At 67.0% G+C, this 18,558-nt stretch carries 15 protein-coding genes; 6 read left to right on the top strand and 9 right to left on the bottom strand.

Annotated features, from left to right (window positions below; all coding sequences use genetic code 11):
* Positions 1 to 202: 202 nt before the first annotated feature.
* The 4 genes from tsf to U1701_RS14420 form a co-directional block, all read right to left on the bottom strand.
* Entirely contained in the window at positions 203 to 1,150 is a 948-nt protein-coding gene (tsf, locus tag U1701_RS14435) for a translation elongation factor Ts (protein ID WP_332783264.1), read from the bottom strand.
* Between the two features lie 90 nt (positions 1,151 to 1,240).
* Positions 1,241 to 2,101, bottom strand: coding sequence for a 30S ribosomal protein S2 (rpsB, locus tag U1701_RS14430; RefSeq protein WP_332783263.1), 861 nt, complete (start codon positions 2,099 to 2,101; stop codon positions 1,241 to 1,243).
* Between the two features lie 494 nt (positions 2,102 to 2,595).
* A complete protein-coding gene (locus U1701_RS14425) occupies positions 2,596 to 3,411 on the bottom strand; it encodes a CDP-alcohol phosphatidyltransferase family protein (RefSeq protein ID WP_443026063.1) in 816 nt (271 codons plus the stop codon).
* Complete coding sequence (locus U1701_RS14420; RefSeq protein ID WP_332783261.1) at positions 3,411 to 4,139, bottom strand: phosphatidylserine decarboxylase; 729 nt, start codon at positions 4,137 to 4,139, stop codon at positions 3,411 to 3,413. Before U1701_RS14420 ends, U1701_RS14425 begins: the two co-directional genes overlap by 1 nt.
* Before the next feature lie 127 nt (positions 4,140 to 4,266).
* Here U1701_RS14420 and U1701_RS14415 point away from each other — a divergent pair, with 127 nt between their 5' ends.
* Both U1701_RS14415 and U1701_RS14410 read left to right on the top strand, forming a co-directional pair.
* On the top strand, positions 4,267 to 5,487 hold the full coding sequence (locus tag U1701_RS14415; protein ID WP_332783260.1) for an NADP-dependent isocitrate dehydrogenase: 1,221 nt from the start codon (positions 4,267 to 4,269) through the stop codon (positions 5,485 to 5,487).
* Positions 5,488 to 5,633: 146 nt separating this feature from the next.
* Positions 5,634 to 7,412, top strand: a complete 1,779-nt coding sequence (locus tag U1701_RS14410; RefSeq protein ID WP_332783259.1) for a cation:proton antiporter domain-containing protein — start codon at positions 5,634 to 5,636, stop codon at positions 7,410 to 7,412.
* Positions 7,413 to 7,508: 96 nt separating this feature from the next.
* Here the strand turns inward: U1701_RS14410 and recA are convergent, their stop codons facing one another.
* From recA to U1701_RS14390, 4 genes are all read right to left on the bottom strand, one after another.
* The gene (gene recA, locus U1701_RS14405; protein ID WP_332783258.1) at positions 7,509 to 8,582 is read right to left on the bottom strand and encodes a recombinase RecA; all 1,074 of its coding nucleotides are present in this window, start codon (positions 8,580 to 8,582) and stop codon (positions 7,509 to 7,511) included.
* Between the two features lie 242 nt (positions 8,583 to 8,824).
* On the bottom strand, positions 8,825 to 9,649 hold the full coding sequence (locus U1701_RS14400) for a 4-(cytidine 5'-diphospho)-2-C-methyl-D-erythritol kinase (RefSeq protein ID WP_332783257.1): 825 nt from the start codon (positions 9,647 to 9,649) through the stop codon (positions 8,825 to 8,827).
* Positions 9,646 to 11,229, bottom strand: a complete 1,584-nt coding sequence (locus U1701_RS14395) for a tetratricopeptide repeat protein (RefSeq protein ID WP_332783256.1) — start codon at positions 11,227 to 11,229, stop codon at positions 9,646 to 9,648. Before U1701_RS14395 ends, U1701_RS14400 begins: the two co-directional genes overlap by 4 nt.
* A 191-nt stretch (positions 11,230 to 11,420) precedes the next feature.
* Positions 11,421 to 13,082 carry an electron transfer flavoprotein-ubiquinone oxidoreductase gene (locus U1701_RS14390; protein ID WP_332783255.1) on the bottom strand — a complete coding sequence of 554 codons (1,662 nt, stop codon included), beginning with the start codon at positions 13,080 to 13,082 and terminating at the stop codon, positions 11,421 to 11,423.
* A gap of 119 nt (positions 13,083 to 13,201) precedes the next feature.
* Here U1701_RS14390 and U1701_RS14385 point away from each other — a divergent pair, with 119 nt between their 5' ends.
* From U1701_RS14385 to U1701_RS14370, 4 genes are all read left to right on the top strand, one after another.
* Positions 13,202 to 13,933, top strand: coding sequence for a uracil-DNA glycosylase (locus U1701_RS14385; RefSeq protein ID WP_332783254.1), 732 nt, complete (start codon positions 13,202 to 13,204; stop codon positions 13,931 to 13,933).
* Entirely contained in the window at positions 13,930 to 15,780 is a 1,851-nt protein-coding gene (locus U1701_RS14380; RefSeq protein ID WP_332783253.1) for a lytic transglycosylase domain-containing protein, read from the top strand. Before U1701_RS14385 ends, U1701_RS14380 begins: the two co-directional genes overlap by 4 nt.
* Positions 15,770 to 16,297: a molybdenum cofactor biosynthesis protein B gene (moaB, locus tag U1701_RS14375; RefSeq protein WP_332783252.1), complete on the top strand. Its 528-nt coding sequence runs from the start codon at positions 15,770 to 15,772 to the stop codon at positions 16,295 to 16,297. The genes U1701_RS14380 and moaB overlap by 11 nt, the downstream gene beginning before the upstream one ends.
* 144 nt (positions 16,298 to 16,441) lie before the next feature.
* The gene (locus U1701_RS14370; RefSeq protein WP_332783251.1) at positions 16,442 to 17,512 is read left to right on the top strand and encodes a PA0069 family radical SAM protein; all 1,071 of its coding nucleotides are present in this window, start codon (positions 16,442 to 16,444) and stop codon (positions 17,510 to 17,512) included.
* Positions 17,513 to 17,529: 17 nt separating this feature from the next.
* Here U1701_RS14370 and U1701_RS14365 read toward each other — a convergent pair whose 3' ends face one another.
* Positions 17,530 to 18,519, bottom strand: a complete 990-nt coding sequence (locus tag U1701_RS14365) for an NADP-dependent oxidoreductase (protein ID WP_332783250.1) — start codon at positions 18,517 to 18,519, stop codon at positions 17,530 to 17,532.
* Positions 18,520 to 18,558 lie beyond the last annotated feature (39 nt).

Below are 18,558 nucleotides of genomic sequence, written 5' to 3'. Positions count from 1 at the left end.
GGGCTCGCGCCGAACGCATCGTTCGCCGCGAACCCCCTCCGTCAGCCTTCGGCTGCCGCCTCCCCGTACCGGAGAGGATTTTCGCTGACGCTACCGCCTCCAGAACGTCATGCCAGCGAAGGCTGGCATCTCCCGGTGAGGTTCGGAACCTCTACCGGGAGACCCCAGCCTTCGCTGGGGTGACGATGGTGGTCGGCCAGCCTTACGCGTCCGTCTTGGGCGCCTGCGGCACACCGCTTGCAGCCGCGACTTCGGCCGCGAAGTCCGACGTTTCCTTCTCGATGCCTTCGCCCAGCTGGAAGCGGACATAGTCCACCAGCTTGATCTCGGCACCGGCGTCCTTGCCGGCCTTGGCGACGACGTCGGAGATCTTGGTCTTGCCGTCCATTACGAACAGCTGGCTGACCAGCGCGTGCTCCTTGCGGAACTTGGCGATGCCGCCCTCGACCATCTTGGCGATGATATCGGCCGGCTTGCCCGAATCGGCGGCCTTCTCGGTCGCGATCGCGCGCTCGCGCTCGATCTCGGCTTCGTCGAGGTCGGCCTCGTTGAGCGCCTTCGGGAACGCGGCCGCGATGTGCATCGCGAGCTGCTTGCCGAGTGCCTGCAGCGCCTCGTCTGACGCTTCGGATTCGAGCGCGACGAGAACGCCGATCTTGCCCAGGCCCGGCGACTGCTGGTTGTGCATGTAGCTGACGACCGCGCCCTTCGACACTTCCAGGGTCCGCGTGCGGCGCAGCGACTGGTTCTCGCCGATCGTCGCGACGTTGTTGGTCAGGACTTCCTCGACGGTCTTGCCCGACGGCATCGCCTGCGTCTTCAGCGCGTCGACGTCACCGCCGGTCGCGAGCGCGATCTGCGTGACTTCGCGGACGAACTGCTGGAACTGGTCGTTCTTCGCGACGAAGTCGGTCTCGGAGTTCACCTCGACCGCAGCACCCTTGGTGCCCGAAACGGCGACGCCGACCAGACCCTCGGCCGCGGTGCGGCTCGACTTCTTGGCGGCGGCGGCCAGGCCCTTGGTGCGCAGCCAATCCATCGCCGCGTCCATTTCGCCGCCGGTCTCGCTCAGCGCCTTCTTGCAATCCATCATGCCCGCGCCGCTCTTGTCGCGCAGGTCCTTGACCATCGCTGCCGTGATGTCGGCCATGTTTATAATCCTCTTATCTGCTGAATGTGGTTGCGGGCGAGGTAAGGCTCGATGCCCTACCCCGCCCGCATGACGGTTCGGCGACGACGCTTACGCGTCTATCTGGCGCTCACCCTCGGCAGCCAGCTCGGCTGCGATGTCGGCGTCAGCCGCGGTCACGGTCGCATCGGTACCAGCTTCGGCCGGCTCGACGACGGGGTCGGCAACTGCCTCTTCCTTCGGCGGCTCGATCATCGCGCCGATATCGGCACCGGTGCGGCGCTGCTGCTCCTGGCCACCGCGCGTCGCGGCGATCGCGATCGCCTCGCAGTACAGGCGGATGGCGCGGGCAGCGTCGTCGTTCGCGGGAACCGGGAAGGCGATGCCGTCCGGCGACACGTTCGAATCGAGGATCGCGACGACGGGAATACCCAGCGTGTTGGCTTCCTTGATCGCCAGCTCTTCCTTGTTCGCGTCGATCACGAACATCACGTCGGGAACGCCGCCCATGTCGCGGATGCCGCCGAGGCTGAGCTCGAGCTTGTCCTTTTCACGGGTTAGCTGAAGGACTTCCTTCTTGGTCAGGCCGACGGTTTCACCCGACAGCATTTCCTCGAGTGTCTTGAGACGCTTGATCGAACCCGAGATGGTCTTCCAGTTGGTGAGCATGCCGCCCAGCCAGCGATGGTTAACGAAATGCTGGCCCGAACGACGTGCGGCGTCGGCGACGGGCTCCTGCGCCTGGCGCTTGGTGCCAACGAACAGGACCTTGCCACCGCCGGCGACGGCCGACGAGACGAACTCGAGCGCGCGTGCGAACAGCGGCACGGTCTGCGACAGGTCGAGGATGTGGACGCCGTTACGATCACCGAAGATGTAAGGCTTCATCTTGGGGTTCCACCGATGCGTCTGGTGGCCGAAATGCGCGCCCGTTTCGATGAGCTGCTGCATGGAGACGACTGGTGCCGCCATAGGGATATATCCTTCCGGTTGTGCCTCTGGGAAGCGGATGACGTTCGGCCGCGGATAATCCGTGGCGTTACGCACCGGGCTATGATGCTTCCCATGCGGTGTTTGTAGAGCGCGGGCCCTTAGCCGAGCCCCTTTGTCAATGCAAGCGCTTGACAGGTGGAACGCAATGAGAACATATGGGGGTCAGACAGGGACGCAAGACCTGTTTACCGCATCATTCAGGCGATTCGGCTTGGAAAAATCACGGTGAACGGAACGTAAATCTCTGCCTAAGCATTTGCGGGTGAAGGAAAATGCTCGCGATTTTCCGGGAGGCGACGTGATGGTTGTTCTGAATATTCTGGTTTTCGCAGGCGCATTGGTTCTGTCGGTCGCGACGATCGTTATGGCGATCACACCACAGTGGAGCCGTATCGTGCGACTGGCTATGGGCCATGTCGAACCGGCGTTCATGCCACTGGCGACGCTCGCTACCGCCGAGCGCCGCATCGCGGTCAGGCGTTGGGCGTCGATTCCGGCGGGGTCGGCACCGCTGTCCGCATCGCTCCGCTCGCTTCGCGCTGCCGCCTGACGCGCGCGTAGCTGGCGATGCTGAACGGCAGGAATGCGAGGTAGATCACGCAGATCGCGCTGAGCGTGTGCCACGGCGCGCTGACCAGTGCGGCGCCGAGCAGGACGAAGCCGGCCAGCGCTTCAAACCGGATGTTGCGGCGAAGCTTGAGTGATCCCCAAGTAAAAGTCGCGACGCTCGATACCAGCAAGAGCGCGATAAACGCAGTCCAGGGTGCCACGAACCACGGCGATGCGAACCGCGCATCGTCGGTCCAGAACCAGAAGAACATCGGCATCAGCGCGAGCCCGGCCCCTACTGGTGCGGGCACGCCGGTCAGGAATCCCGCGGATTTGTGCGGCTGATCGGTCTCGTCAATCTTGGCGTTGAACCGGGCCAGGCGCAACGCGCAGAACACCGCGAAGATCAGCGAACAAATCCAGCCGACCCGCGGCAAGGCCGACAACGACCAGAGATACAGGATCAGTGCAGGGGCGACCCCGAACGAGATGGCATCGGACAGGGAATCCAGCTCGGCCCCAAACCGGCTTTCGCCGTGCAGCATCCGCGCGATGCGGCCATCGACGCCGTCGAGCACGCCGGCGATCATGATCATCGCGACCGCGCTCTGCCATTCGCCGGCGATCGCGAAACGCACGCCGGTCAGCCCCGAGCACAATGCAAGCGCAGTGACCGCATTCGGCGCCACGGCACGAAGCGGCAGTCCACGGGGCGGGCGCGGAAGCCGCCGCGGCGGCATCATTGTGCGACGCCCATAACCGGAACGCCGGCGATGCAGCCCAAGACCGTCTCCCCGGCGATGCTGCGCTGGCCGAGGCAGACCTGCGGCACGACGCCATCGGGTAAATAGACGTCGACGCGGCTGCCGAAGCGGATCAGGCCGATGCGCTGCCCGGCCGCGACCATGTCACCCGCCTTGACGAAGCCGAGGATACGGCGCGCGACGAGACCCGCGATCTGCGTGAAGCCGACGCGCTGACCGTCTCGGCCCTCGACGACGAAATGCTGGCGCTCGTTCTCATCCGACGCCTTGTCGAGGTCGGCGTTGAGGAACTTGCCCGAGACATAGACGACCTGTCGCACCGTGCCGGCGATCGGCGTGCGGTTGATGTGGACATCGAACACCGACATGAAGATCGACACCCGGACCAGCGGCGCATCGCCGAGCCCGTTCGGACCGGCCAGTTCGCGCGGCACCGGCACGCGCTGGATCATCGTGATCAGGCCGTCGGCGGGCGCGACGATCAGCCCAGCGCCCTGCGGCGTGGTACGCACCGGGTCGCGAAAGAAGGTCGCGACCCAGATGACGACACCGACCATCGGCCAGAACAGCACGTTGCTGACCACCGTCAGCAGCAGCGTGATGCCGGTCGCGATCGCGACGTACTTATAGCCTTCCGGATGGACTGCGGGAAATCGCCATTTGACCGTAGAGGTCAGGACGGGCGGCTTGTCTAACGATGCCATGCCACGGGTCTATCCGTGCCGGACACGCGATACAACGCTTGAAGCGTCGGCGAAGGAGGCGCCGGGCGGTTGATCCCCACGCCCCCCTCCCCTAGACGCGGCGCAACCCCATTCGAAGGAACTGGTAATGGCTAAGATCAAGGTAGTGACACCCGTCGTGGAGATAGACGGCGACGAGATGACGCGGATCATCTGGGAATGGATCCGCGAGCGCCTGATTAAGCCGTATCTCGACATCGAACTCGAATATTACGACCTCAGCATCGAGCATCGCGACGCGACCGACGACCAGGTCACGATCGACAGCGCCAAGGCAACGCAGAAATACGGCGTCGCGGTGAAGTGCGCGACGATCACCCCCGACGAGGCGCGCGTCGCCGAATTCGGCCTGAAGAAGATGTGGCGTTCGCCCAACGGCACGATCCGCAACATCCTGGGCGGAACGATCTTCCGCGAGCCGATCGTGATCAAGAACGTCCCCCGCCTGATCCCGGGTTGGACGCACCCGATCGTCGTCGGCCGCCACGCGTTCGGCGACCAGTACCGCGCGACCGATTACCTGATCCCCGGCCCCGGCAAGCTGCGCCTGGTGTTCGAAGGCGACGACGGCCAGACCATCGACCGCGAAGTGTTCCAGTTCGAGGGACCGGGCGTTGCGATGGCGATGTACAATCTCGACGATTCGATCCGCGACTTCGCGCGCGCGTCGATGCACTACGGCCTCAACCTGAAATGGCCGGTCTACCTGTCGACCAAGAACACGATCCTCAAGGCCTATGACGGCCGCTTCAAGGACATCTTCGCCGAGGTGTTCGAGGCCGAGTTCAAGGACAAGTTCAAGGACGCGGGCATCGTCTACGAGCATCGCCTGATCGACGACATGGTCGCATCGGCGCTGAAGTGGAACGGCGAGTTCGTGTGGGCGTGCAAGAACTATGACGGCGACGTCCAGTCGGATCAGGTCGCACAGGGCTTCGGCTCGCTCGGGCTGATGACCTCGATCCTGTTGACCCCGGACGGCAGCGTCGTCGAGGCCGAAGCTGCGCACGGCACGGTCACGCGCCACTTCCGCATGCACGAGCAGGGCAAGGCGACCTCGACCAACCCGATCGCGTCAATCTTCGCCTGGACCGGTGGCCTCAAGTATCGCGGCAAGTTCGACAACACGCCCGACGTGACCAAGTTCGCCGAGACGCTCGAGCGCGTCTGCGTGAAGACCGTCGAGGACGGTCACATGACCAAGGATCTCGCGATCCTGATCGGCCCGAACCAGCCGTGGATGACCACCGAGCAGTTCTTCGAACAGGTGCGTTCGAACCTCGAAGCGGAAATGGCGAACTGGGCGTAAGCCGACTTTCGACCAGACTGTTCTCCCGCGAAAGCGGGAGTCCAGGGTTGCAGGCGCGGCGTCTGCGACCCGGGGCTCCCGCCTTTGCAGGAGCGCTTTAGCGATACCCCCTGACAAACGCCCCGCGCTCCCCCTAGGGTAGCCGGATGGCACTCAGGCTCGACAACCACGGCTTCAGCGACGCGCTCGTGATCCTCGGCGCGGCTGGCCTCGTCATCCCCGCGTTTGCGCGGTTCCGGATCAGCCCGGTCATCGGTTTCATCCTGGTCGGCGCGCTCGTCGGCCCTGCCGGGCTTGGCGCTTTGGTCGACCGTGTCCCGTGGCTTTACTACCTGACCATATCCAGCCCGGAATCGATCGAACCGTTCGCCGAATTCGGCATCATCCTGCTGCTGTTCTCGATCGGTCTCGAACTGTCGTTCCGCCGGCTGTGGATGATGCGCCGGCTGGTGTTCGGCACCGGGGCTGGCGAACTGATCGGGTCGGCACTCCTGATCGGCGTCGCGATCCATTTGCTCGGGCAGAGCTGGTCGGGGGCGATCGGGCTCGGCTTCGCGCTGGCATTGTCCTCAACCGCGCTGGTCCTGCCGCTGGTCGGCACCACCGGTGCGGTCGGGCGCGGGGCGTTCGCGATGCTGTTGTTCGAGGATCTCGCGCTGGTGCCGATCATCTTCGTCCTCGGGGCGCTCGCCCCGACTGCCAGCGGCGACGGCTGGACCAACATCGCCGGCGTGGCGTTGCTCGGCGGGGCGACCGTCGTCGCGATGTATGTCGCCGGGCGGCTCGTGCTCCCGCGGCTGTTCGGCCAAGCCGCGCGGACCAAGAGTCCCGAACTCTTCCTTGCCGCGTCGTTACTCGTCGTCATCGTCGCCAGCGTCGCGACCACAGCTGCCGGCCTCTCGCCGATCGTCGGCGCGCTGCTCGCGGGGCTGCTGATCGCCGAGACCGACTATCACAGCGAGGTCGAGGTGATCACCGCGCCGTTCAAGGGGCTCGCGCTCGGCGTGTTCCTGATCACTGTCGGCATGAGCCTGGACCTGCGGCTGATCGTGCAGAACTGGCCGGCGCTGCTCGCCGCGGTGGTCGGCGTGGTCGCAATCAAGGCGGTGGTCACGTTCCTGTTCCTGCGCGTGGCGCAGGCGCGGCGCGGCGTCGCGGCGGAGACCGGACTGCTGATGGGCAGCCCGTCGGAGACGACGCTGATCGTGCTCGCAACCGCTGCCCAGGCGCAGCTGATCCTGCCGTCGACCGCGACCTTCTGGCAAACCGTGACCGCGATCGGGCTGACAATCACGCCGCTGCTCGCCAAGCTCGGCACCGTGGTGTCGCGCCGGATCGAAAGCCGATCGAGCGACGACCCCGGCGATATCGAGATCACCGCCGAAGGCCCCGGCACCGTCGTGATCGGGTTCGGCCGCGTCGGGCGGATGGTCGCCGACATGCTGGCGGTCCACGGTCAGCGCTATGTCGCGGTCGAGGCGGATATCGATTCCGTCACCGCGGCGCGGCGCCATGGCTATCCGGTGCTGTTCGGCGATGTCGCGCGCGCGGAACTTGTCGACCGGTTGAAGCTGCAGACCGCAAAGGCGCTGATCCTGACGATGGACGATCCGGTGCTGACGGTCCGGCTGACCCGCACGGTGCGCGCGCTGGTCCCCGACCTGCCGATCATCGCGCGCGCACGCGACACCGCGCACGCCGCCGAGCTCTACCGCGCGGGCGCGACCGACGCGGTCCCCGAGACGCTGGAGAGTTCGCTGCAATTGTCGGAAGCGGTGCTGGTCGATCTGGGCGTCGCGATGGGCCCGGTGATCGCCTCGATCCACGAAAAGCGCGACGAACTCCGTAAAGAGATCAAGGCGGCCGCCGACATGGTCGCCGAACCGCGGGTGCGGCGCGCAAAACGGACGCCGCAGACCACGTAAGGGGAACCGGTCAGCGCCGACTGACTGCCAGGGCCCCAACGAAAAAGGGCCCGCCGTCGCCGGCAGGCCCTCTTCCATTTTCATCGCGGCCGCGGCTCAGATGTCGTCGTCGGCTTCCGGGCCGGCCATCATCTCCTCGGCGACCTTGTCGGTGCGCGCGCGGATCGCCTTTTCGAGGCGGTCGGCCATGTCGGGGTTGTCCTTGAGGAAGGTCTTCGAATTTTCGCGACCCTGGCCCAGGCGGACGCTGTCATAGCTGAACCACGCGCCCGACTTCTCGACTATACCGGCCTTGACGCCGAGATCGAGGATCTCGCCGAGCTTCGAGACGCCCTGCCCGTACATGATATCGAATTCGACCTGCTTGAACGGCGGGGCAACCTTGTTCTTGACGACCTTCACGCGAGTCTGGTTGCCCGTCACCTCTTCGCCGGTCTTGATCGCACCGGTGCGGCGGATGTCGAGCCGGACGCTGGCGTAGAATTTCAGCGCGTTGCCGCCCGTCGTCGTCTCGGGGTTGCCGTACATCACGCCGATCTTCATGCGCAGCTGGTTGATGAAGATCACCATGCAGCGCGAGCGGCTGATCGAGCCGGTCAGCTTGCGCAACGATTGCGACATCAGGCGCGCCTGCAGGCCGACATGGCTGTCGCCCATCTCACCCTCGATTTCGGCGCGCGGCACCAAAGCCGCGACCGAATCGACCACCAGCACGTCGATCGCGTTCGAGCGAACGAGCGTGTCGACGATCTCGAGCGCCTGTTCGCCGGTGTCGGGCTGCGAGACGATCAGCTCGTCGATGTTGACGCCCAGCTTCTTGGCATAGACCGGGTCGAGCGCATGCTCGGCGTCGACGAACGCGGCGGTGCCGCCGCCCTTCTGCGCCTCGGCGATGACGTGAAGCGCGAGCGTGGTCTTGCCCGAGCTTTCCGGCCCATAAATCTCGATCACGCGGCCACGCGGCAGACCGCCGACGCCGAGCGCGATGTCGAGGCCGAGCGAGCCGGTCGAGATCACCTCTACCTGCATCGTTTCCTTGGAGCCCAGGCGCATTGCCGAACCCTTGCCGAACGCGCGGTCGATCTGGGCCAGCGCGGCGTCGAGCGCCTTCTGGCGGTCTGTGGTGGCTGTTGCCATACCGGTATCGATCACTTTCAGACTTGCGGCCATCGGGAAGCTCCTTCGCTAGACCAAGCGCGCGATCCGTTCAACGCGTCCCAGCCTGTGTACCGCGTTTGTTCTACAGGAACAAGAGCGGAACATCGGTTTTGGACCAGAAAAAGGGGCGGCCGGAATGCGGCCGCCCCTTCCGTCGGGAGCGTCTTGGGAACGCGGGACGCGCGAGCGGGTGACTGCGCGATCCCGACTGTACCAAAAACCAGATGCGCGCGTCGGGTTCAAGCCCTGGCCGCTCAGGCGAGTTCCGTTTCGAGACACCACCAGCCGCGCGACCGCGCCGCGGCGGCGGCATCGCCGCCGCGTCCGGCGTCATCGAACAGCGCGAAACAGGTCGCGCCCGAGCCCGACATGCGCGACAGGATCGCGCCCGGCGCGGCGTCGAGCAGTGTGCGGACCGCGCCGATCACCGGCGCGAGCGCCAGCGCGGGCATTTCGAGGTCGTTGCGCCCCGCGCGGGCGCGTTCGAGTAGGTCACCCTCGGCGATGCCACCACGATCGGTACCGTCCCAGGCGCGGAAAACCGCTGCGGTCGATACGCCAACGCCGGGGTTCACGAGCAGCAAGGGCGTTCCCGGCAGCCCCGCGATCGGTACCAGCGCATCGCCCTTGCCGGTGCCGATCGTGGTGCGGCCGTCCAGGCAAGCGGGAACGTCCGCGCCGAGCTCGGCCGCGATCGCATGCAGGCGCGGATCGTCGAGCGGGATCGCGTGCAGCCGCGCAAGCGCGCGCAACGTCGCCGCGGCATCGGCCGATCCGCCGCCGATCCCCGACGCAATCGGCAGGCGCTTGTCGAGTGTGATCGCGTGCCCGCCAGCGAAGCCGAACGCCGCGACGAACTTGGACGCAGCGCGCGTGACGAGATTGTCGCCTTCTGCCTCCAGCCCGGCGGCAAACGGCCCGGTGATCACGAATCGATCGTACTCTGCAGGTTCGACCGACACCACATCGCCATCCCGCGCGAACGCGAACAGCGTCTCGATGTCGTGATAGCCATCTGCCCGTCGGCGCCGCACGTGGAGCGCGAGGTTGATCTTCGCGGGCGCGGTCTCGACGATCATCGCCGTGCCCCCGCGGCAAGGCCACCCGCCAGCTTCTTCGCCAGCCGCGGCGCATCGTCGCCCGCGGCGGTCACCTGTGCCGCGCGCCACGCGTAGCGCGCCTCGTAACGACGGCCGAGCGTCCAATAGACGTCGCCGAGATGTTCGCCGATCTCGGTGTTGGTCGGCTCGGCGGCCGCAGCGCGTTCGAGCAGCGGCAGCGCGCGCGGCGTATTGCCGCTCAGATGATAGGCCCAGCCGAGCGAATCGACGATCGACGCGTTGTCGGGGTCGAGCGCCGCCGCGCGCGCGAGCATCCGCGTCGCCCCCGCGATATCCTCACCATGTTCGACCCGCGCGAAGCCCAGATAATTGAGCGCCAACGCCTGTCGCGGCGCACGCGCGACCGCCTTTTCGAGCGCCTCGCGCGCCTCGGGCCAGCGCCCCGCCTGATCGAGCGCGCCGCCATATTGCAGCCAGGCCGCCCAGCCATCACCCTGCTCGCCGGTGTCGATCACGCGGCGGTAATAGGGCACTGCGTCGGCGGCGCGGTCGGCGGTCACCAGCAAGTCGGCATAGCGCTGCCAGTCATAGGCGTTCGCCTCGGCGCGGCCGGCCCGCGCGGCGGCGACCGCCAACGCCTCGGCGTCGCGATCGGCGCCGGTGAGCACGATGATGCGCTCCGCCGCGGCGGCGCTGGCGAACGGGCTCTTGGCCCCCACCCCGTCGAGCACCGCGAGCGCCCGGTCCGGTGCGCCGCCCTTCCCCAACGCATCGCCCAGCAGCACGCGCGCCCGGTCATAATCGGGGTCGGCGAGCAAGGCGGCCTGCGTCAGCACAATCGACAAGGGCGTCGGCGAACCGCTTGCCAGGTCGCTTGCGAGTTCCGACAGCAGCCGCGACACGCCGAAGCCGAGCGTCGGCTTGGCGGAGGCGCCCTCGCGCAACGCGACGAAGGTCGGGTCGCGGCCCGCCAGCAGCGTCCGGGCGCTGTCGTCCTTGCCCCGGCCGAACAACAGTTGTGCGGCGGCGACGCGCAGGTCGGTCGGCATGCGCGGCTCGGTCGTCAGCGCGACGATGCCTTCGTCGGTCCGGCCCGCGGCGATCAGCAGCAGCGCGTGGGTTTCGCTCGCGAACCGGCGCGCGACCGGGTCGCCGGCGTCGGTCTTCGGCGCCGCGGGATCGCCGTCGCGTGCGAACGCGGTCCAGGCCGACAGCGCGGGGACAAGCATCGCAAGCGGGCCCGTGGCCAACCTGGCGGTCGCCGCCTCCATCGCCTTGATGTCGCCGCGCCGCGCCGCCTGCGCCAACGGTAACAATGCAGCGTCCGCGGGCGCAACGCCGGCGGCATCGAGCACCGCGGCCGCACGCGTCGTCAGCGCGATGTCGCCCGCTTGCAGCGCTTCGCGGTAAGCCCGGATCGCGATCACGGGGCTGTCGGGGGCGTCGGCGAGCGCGCGGGCGTAGTTGCTTGACGCTATTTCCACCGCGCCGTCCGCCTCGGCAGCGCGGGCTTTGACATAGGCCGAGAGGTCGCCGGTATCGGCGAATGCGGCGGTGGGGGTGAGCGTCATCGCGAGAATCAGGAGCGATCGGTACAACGTCAGACGCCTAACCGCCCGCTTTCCGGTTGTGCCAAACCGATCCCCGGCGAAGGCCGGGGCCCAGTCCGGCGACGTTCGGGGCGAAGTGCGGCCCTCCATTACTCTGACTTTCTCACCTGGGCCCCGGCCTTCGCCGGGGAACTCGTTCGTTGCGCGCCGCGCGCGTGACATCGTTCCCCCTGGCCGCCTTACATATTCGGATAGTTCGGGCCGCCGCCGCCCTCGGGCACGACCCAGTTGATGTTCTGCGTCGGGTCCTTGATGTCGCAGGTTTTGCAGTGGACGCAGTTCTGCGCGTTGATCACGAACTTCGGGTCGCCGACATCCTCGCCGACGATCTCGTACACCCCCGCCGGGCAATAACGCTGCGCCGGCTCGTCGTACATCGGCAGGTCGTATTCGACCGGCACCTTCGGGTCCTTGAGCGTCAGGTGGACCGGCTGGTCCTCCTCATGGTTGGTGTTCGACACGAACACCGACGACAGCCGGTCGAAGGTCAGCACGCCGTCGGGCTTGGGATAGACGATCGGCTTGACCAAGTCCTTGCGCCACAGGCTTTCGTGATCGGGGTGATGATGCAGCGTGAACGGCATCTTGATGCCCCAATGCTCGAGCCACATCGTGATCCCAGACAATGCCGAGCCCAGCATGTCGCCGAACTTCTTGACCAACGGCGCGACGTTGCGGACGACCGACAGCTCCTTCTTGACCCAGCTAGCGTCGAACGCCGCCGGATAGGCCGCCAGCTCGTCATGCTGGCGCTGCGACAGGATCGCGTCGACCGCGGCTTCGGCGGCCATCATCCCCGACTTCATCGCGGTATGCGTGCCCTTGATCCGCGGCACGTTGAGGAAGCCCGCGCTGTCGCCGATCAGCGCCGCGCCCGGCATCACCAGCTTCGGGATCGACTGCAGCCCGCCGTCGGAGATCGCGCGCGCGCCGTACGACACCCGCTTGGCGCCCTTCAGCAGCGCGGCGACCTGCGGGTGCGTCTTCCAGCGCTGCATCTCCTGGAACGGCGACAAATAGGGGTTGGTGTAGCTCAGCCACGTCACGAACCCGATCGACACCTGTCCGTTCGCCTGGTGATAGATCCAACCGCCGCCATTCGATCCGTCGGTCTCGCTGAGCGGCCAGCCCTGCGTATGGATCACCCGGCCGGGCGAATGCAGCGCGGGGTCGATATCCCACAATTCCTTCACGCCCAGGCCGTAAACCTGCGGATCGCTGTCCTTGGCCAGGTCAAAGGTGCGGATCAGTTCCTTGGTCAGATGCCCGCGCACGCCTTCGCTGAGGAACGTGTATTTGGCGTGCAGTTCGAGCCCCGGCGTATAGTCGGCCTTGTGCGTGCCGTCGCGCGCGACGCCCATGTCGCCGGTCGCGACGCCCTTCACCGAGCCGTCGTCGTTGAACAGTATTTCGGCGGCCGCGAAGCCCGGGAATATCTCGACGCCGAGTTCGTCGGCCTTGCTCGCGAGCCAGCGGCACAGATTGCCGAGGCTGCCTGTGTACGTGCCCTTGTTGTGCATGAACGACGGTGTCAGGAAGTGCGGGACATTGGTCTTGCCCGACTTGCTCAGCACCCAATGATGGTTCTCGGTCACCGGTACCTCGGCCAGCGGGCAGCCATCGTCGCGCCAGTCGGGCAGCAGCTCGTCGAGGCTCTTCGGGTCGATCACCGCACCCGACAGGATGTGCGCGCCGACCTCGGAGCCCTTTTCCAGCACGCAGACTGAAATCTCTGCGTCCCTCTCGGCCGCCACCTGTTTCAGCCGGATCGCTGCCGACAGGCCCGCCGGGCCAGCCCCGACGATCACCACGTCATACGGCATCGATTCACGGTCACTCATCATCGTCTCCCGGGACGCGGGCGGCACACCGTTCGTTCGGGCGCGAGCCAGCACCATATTGTCCAATAAGGCGATTGCGCGAGTTGACCGCCACGTCAACCGCACAGCATAGGTGCCCCATGGGGGCAGACCAGCATATAGGGTGGCACGCGCTCGCCGCCAGCACGCTCGAATGGTGGCACGACGCCGGCGTCGACACGCTGGTCGACGATCTTCCGCGCGACTGGCTCGCCCCGCCCGCCCCCCTCCCCGCTGCCGCGAATCCTGCTGCCGTGGCTGCGCTTCCGGCAGCGGCGTCGAGCGAAATGCCCGCGCTGCTCGCCGACTTCCTGAACTGGCGGACCGGCCCCGCAATGCCCGAGTCCAGCTGGGGCGGCGTGTCCTTTGCCGCTACGGGTCCTGCGACTGCCGACCTCATGGTGCTGGTCGATTGCCCCGAGCGCGACGATGGCGAGACCTTGCTGTCGGGGCCCGCAGGCCGGCTGTTCGACCGGATGCTCGCCGCGATCGGACTGACGCGCGACGCGGTCCACTTGGCCTCGGTCTGTGCGAAACGTCCGACCGCCGGGCGCGTGCAACAGGATGTCGAGGCACAGCTTGCTGCGATCGCGCAGCATCACGTCGGACTGGTCGCGCCCAAGCGGTTGCTCGTGCTCGGCAATGCGGCGAGCCGTGCGATCCTCGCGACGGATTTGTCGCAGGCGCGCGGGCGTTTACACGCATTTAACCATAAGGCTGGACAGTCGGCGACGGTCGCGAGCTTCCATCCGCGGTTCTTGTTGGAAAAGCCCGCCGCCAAGGCCGAAGCCTGGAGAGATTTGCAGATGTTGATGCGGGATCTGGACGCATGAAGCGGATCATAATTGCAGGAGCGTTAGCGGCGCTGAGTTCCCCGGTCCTCGCCGCCGCCGCGCCGGCCGAACCGGCAGCGGAAGCGCGCTTCGCCGCGGGCGCGAAGGCCGACGTGATCCCGCCCCAACTCGACCCTACGCAGCGCGACGCCTATCGTCAGGTCTTCGCCGCGATCCGCGACCAGAAATGGACCGACGCGCAGATCCGGCTCGACACGATGGCGCCGGGCCCGCTGCACGCGATCGCCCGCGCCGAGATCTATACCGCAAAGGGCTCGCCGCGGGTCGAGATGGAGCCGCTGACCGCGTTGCTGACCGAAGCGCCCGACTTGCCGCAGGCCGCCGACATCGCCCGCCTGGCGAAGGTTCGCGGCGCGATCGACCTGCCGGTGCTGCCCGAAGCGCAGCGGCTGATCTGGCAGGACGGCGCGCCGCGGCGCCTGCACGCCAGAAGCGTAAAGAGCGACCTGATCGCCGCCGATCTCGCGACCAAGATGCAGCCCTTCGTCAAGGCGGACATGGGCCAAGAGGCGCAGGCGCTGCTCGACGGCACGCCGGGCCTGTCCCCCGAGGCGCTGACCGAATGGCAGCAGCGCGTCGCGTGGATCTATTTCCTGCGCGGCGACGATGCGAACGCGCGCACTATGGCCGCCAAGGCCGAGAACGGCAGCGGCGACTGGGCGATCCAGGCACGCTGGGTCGGCGCGCTGTCGGCGTGGCGGCAGAATGACTGCGCCGCTGCCGAAGCCGGGTTCGAGGGCGTCGCCGGGCGAGCGGCCGACGTCGATATGCGCAGCGCCGCGCTCTACTGGGCGTCGCGCGCCGACATGGCGTGCGGCCGCCCCGACAAGATCGAGGGCCGGCTCAAGGCCGCGGCGCAATTCTCCGAAAGCTTCTACGGCCAGCTCGCGCGCCAGGCGCTGTCGATCAAGGATCGCGCCGCGCGGCCGATCGGCCCGGTCGCCGCCGACTGGCTGATGCTCGACAAGCGCCAGAACGTGAAGGTCGCCGCCGCGCTGGTCGAGATCGGCGAGACCGACCTCGCCGACGACGTCCTCCGTCAGCAGGCCAAGATCGGCCCGCCGCGCGAATTCCCGAGCCTGGTCCGCGTCGCCGAGGCACTGAGCCTGCCCGCGACCACCGTGTGGCTCGCGCACAATTGTCCGCAGGGCTTCATGGCCACCGCCGAATCGCGCTATCCGACGCCCGACTGGACCCCCGACAGCGGCTGGCGCGTCGAAAAGGCGCTGGTCTATGCGCATACGCTCGAGGAATCGCGGTTCCGCAACAGCGTGACCAGCCCCGCCGGCGCCTACGGCCTCATGCAGATCATGCCCGCCGCCGCGACCGATTTCGCGCGCGAACGCGGCACCTACATCGACAAGGCGGCGCTGACCAAGCCCTCCACCAACATGGACATCGGCCAGCGCCATCTGGAGCGGCTGCGCGACATGGCCGGCGTCACCGGCGGGCTGCTGCCCAAGGTGATCGCTGCGTACAATGCCGGCCCCCGCCCGGTCGGCGACTGGAACGCGATCGTCCACGACAATGGCGATCCGCTACTCTATATCGAGAGTATCCCCTATTGGGAGACGCGCGGCTACGTCACCACGGTGATGCGCAACTATTGGATGTACGAGGCGCAGGGCGGCAAGAAAGCCTCGGTCAGCCGCTCCGCACTCGCACAGGGCATGTGGCCGCGCTTCCCGGGCCTGCCCGGCGCCCCGATGGTCCGCATGAACGCCTCGCCCAACGCGCGCGCCAGCGCCAGCATCGCCCCGCTTCACACCGTGGCCGTGAACGCCAGCGTCAGCCCGCAGTCGACGTCCGTTACCAATGCCAATTGACCTCAACGCCGAGTTCCTGCCCGTCCGCATCGCCGTCCTGACCGTGTCGGACACGCGCGGGCTGGCCGACGATCGATCGGGCGACACGCTCGTCGCGCGGCTGACCGAAGCCGGCCACATCCTCGCCGACCGCCGGATCGAGAAGGACGACGCCGACGTCATCGTCACCCGGCTGCACAGCTGGATCGACGATCCCGAGATCGACGTGATCATCACCACCGGCGGCACCGGCGTGACCGGGCGCGACGTGACCCCCGAGGCGATCGAGCGCATCGCCGACAAGATGATCCCCGGCTTTGGCGAGCTGTTCCGCATGCTCAGCTACCAGACGATCGGCACCTCGACCGTCCAGTCGCGCGCCTGCGCCTGCGTCACCCGCGGCACCTACATCTTCGCGCTGCCGGGCTCGACCGGTGCGGTAAAGGACGGCTGGGACGGCATCCTCAAGGACCAGCTCGATAACCGGCACAAGCCCTGCAACTTCGTCGAGCTGATGCCGCGCCTGCTGGAGAAATAACTCTCTCTTCTCCCGCGAAAGCGGGAGTCCAGGGTTTCAAACGGTACGCCTGCGACTCCTGGGCTCCCGCTTTCGCGGGAGAACGGAGTGCTTGAAGGACAGTTCGTTCTTTATCTGTTCCGCGAATCCGCATACCCTCCCCCAATGTCCAAGCCCCGACCCATCCGCGGCGCAACGCTCAACGGCGCGAGCACCCGCTTCAACCTGCCCCAGACCGAAGCCGACGGCGACTGGCTCGACGCCCGCGGCGAAATCGACGGCGAGCCCGCCCGCCTCCGCACCACGGTAACGGTCGAACACCCGCGCACGATCATCTCGCGCAACACCTCCCCCGACATCGGTTTCGATCGCTCGATCAACCCCTATCGTGGCTGCGAACATGGCTGCATCTATTGCTTCGCCCGGCCGAGCCACGCGTTCCACGATCTCTCCCCCGGCCTCGATTTCGAGAGCAAGCTGTTCGCCAAACCCGACGCTGCCGCGCTGCTCCGCGCCGAACTCGCAAAGCCCGGCTATGTCGTCGCGCCGATGGCGCTGGGTACGAACACCGACCCCTATCAGCCGATCGAAACCGACTGGCGTGTGACGCGCAGCGTGATCGAAGTGCTTGCGGAAACCAGCCATCCACTCGGCATCACCACCAAGTCCGACCGCGTCGTCCGCGACCTCGCCCTGCTGGCGCCGATGGCGGCGAAGGGGCTTGCCTCGGTGACGCTTTCGATCACAACACTCGACCCGAAGATCGCCGCGACACTCGAACCCCGCGCGCCGCACCCCGAACGCCGGCTGGCCGCGGTGGGCCGGCTCGCCGACGCGGGCGTGCCCGTCAACGTCTCGATCGCGCCCGTCATCCCCGCAATCACCGACCACGAGATCGAACACCTCGTCGCGCGCGCCGCCGAAGCGGGCGCGCACTGTGTCTTCTTCCTGCCGGTCCGGCTTCCGTGGGAAGTCGCGCCGCTATTCCGCGCCTGGCTCGACGACCATTTCCCCGACCGCGCGGGCAAAGTAATGGCGACGATCCAGTCGCTACGCGGCGGCCGCGACAACGATTCCAACTTCTTCACCCGCATGCAGGGCCAGGGTCCCTGGGCCGATCTGATGCGCACCCGCTTCTCGATCGCGGTCCGCAAGCACGGCCTCAACCGCGACCGCGTGCCGCTCCGCCGCGATTTGTTCCGCCCGCCACGCGGACCGCAGGGCGAGCTGTTCTGACGGGGAGAACCCGCGCCTCACACCCGAACCAGCATCTTGCCCCGGTTGCCGCCCGAAAACAGCCCCAGGAACGCATCCGGCATCGCGTCGAGCCCGTCGTGCACGGTCTCCTCACGCGTCAACGTCCCCGCCGCGAGCATCACGCCCATGTCGTGGAAGAACGCGTCACGCTTGTCGAAGAAATCGCTGACGATGAAGCCACGGATATTGATGCGGTTGCCGATCACGCGCGCCAGATACCGCAGCTCGGTAGCCGCGCCGCTGTTGTACACCTCGATCATCCCGCAAATTGCGAACCGCGCGCGCACCCGCGCCGCGCTCAGCGCCGCGTCGAAATGCTCGCCGCCGACATTGTCGAAATACACGTCGATGCCCTTCGGTGCGGCCTCGGCGAGCGCCTTCACCAGCGGCACGCCCGCCTTGTAGTCGATCACCGCATCCGCGCCCAGGCTCTTGACCCACGCACATTTCTCCGCGCCGCCCGCCGAACCGATTACCGTCATACCGCGCGCCTTGGCGATCTGCACGACGGTCGATCCGACCGCGCCCGCCGCCGCCGAGACGAACACGACGTCGCCCGCCTTCGCGCCAGCGACCTCGGTCAGGCCGAAATACGCGGTCATCCCCGGCATGCCGAGTTGCCCCAGGAACGCCTGTTCGGGCACGTCGAGCACGGGCAGCTTCTGCGCCTCCGCGGCAGGCAGCACCGCCTCGTCGCGCCAGCCGAGCATGTGCTGCACGCGGTCGCCGACCGCGATGCCCTCGGCTTTGCTCTCGATCACCTCACCGATCGCGCCGCCCTGCATCGCCTCGCCCAGCACGAATGGCGGAACGTAGCTTTTCACGTCGTTCATCCGCCCGCGCATATAGGGGTCGACCGACAACCAGCGGTTCGCAACGCGGATCTCGCCGGCGCCGAGCGGCTGCGTCGGCAACGCGATCATCGCAAAGTCGGTATGCTTGGGCATGCCCTGCGGGCGTGCCTTGAGGCTCCATGCGCGTGCCATTGCTCTGTTTCCTTGCGGTCATGATTCGTACGGAGGGTA

The sequence above is a fragment of the Sphingomonas rhamnosi genome (assembly GCF_036663615.1).
Lineage (GTDB): Bacteria > Pseudomonadota > Alphaproteobacteria > Sphingomonadales > Sphingomonadaceae > Sphingomonas.
The sequence above is the reverse complement of the archived record's forward strand: the minus strand, read 5'-3'. Positions and strand labels throughout refer to the sequence as shown.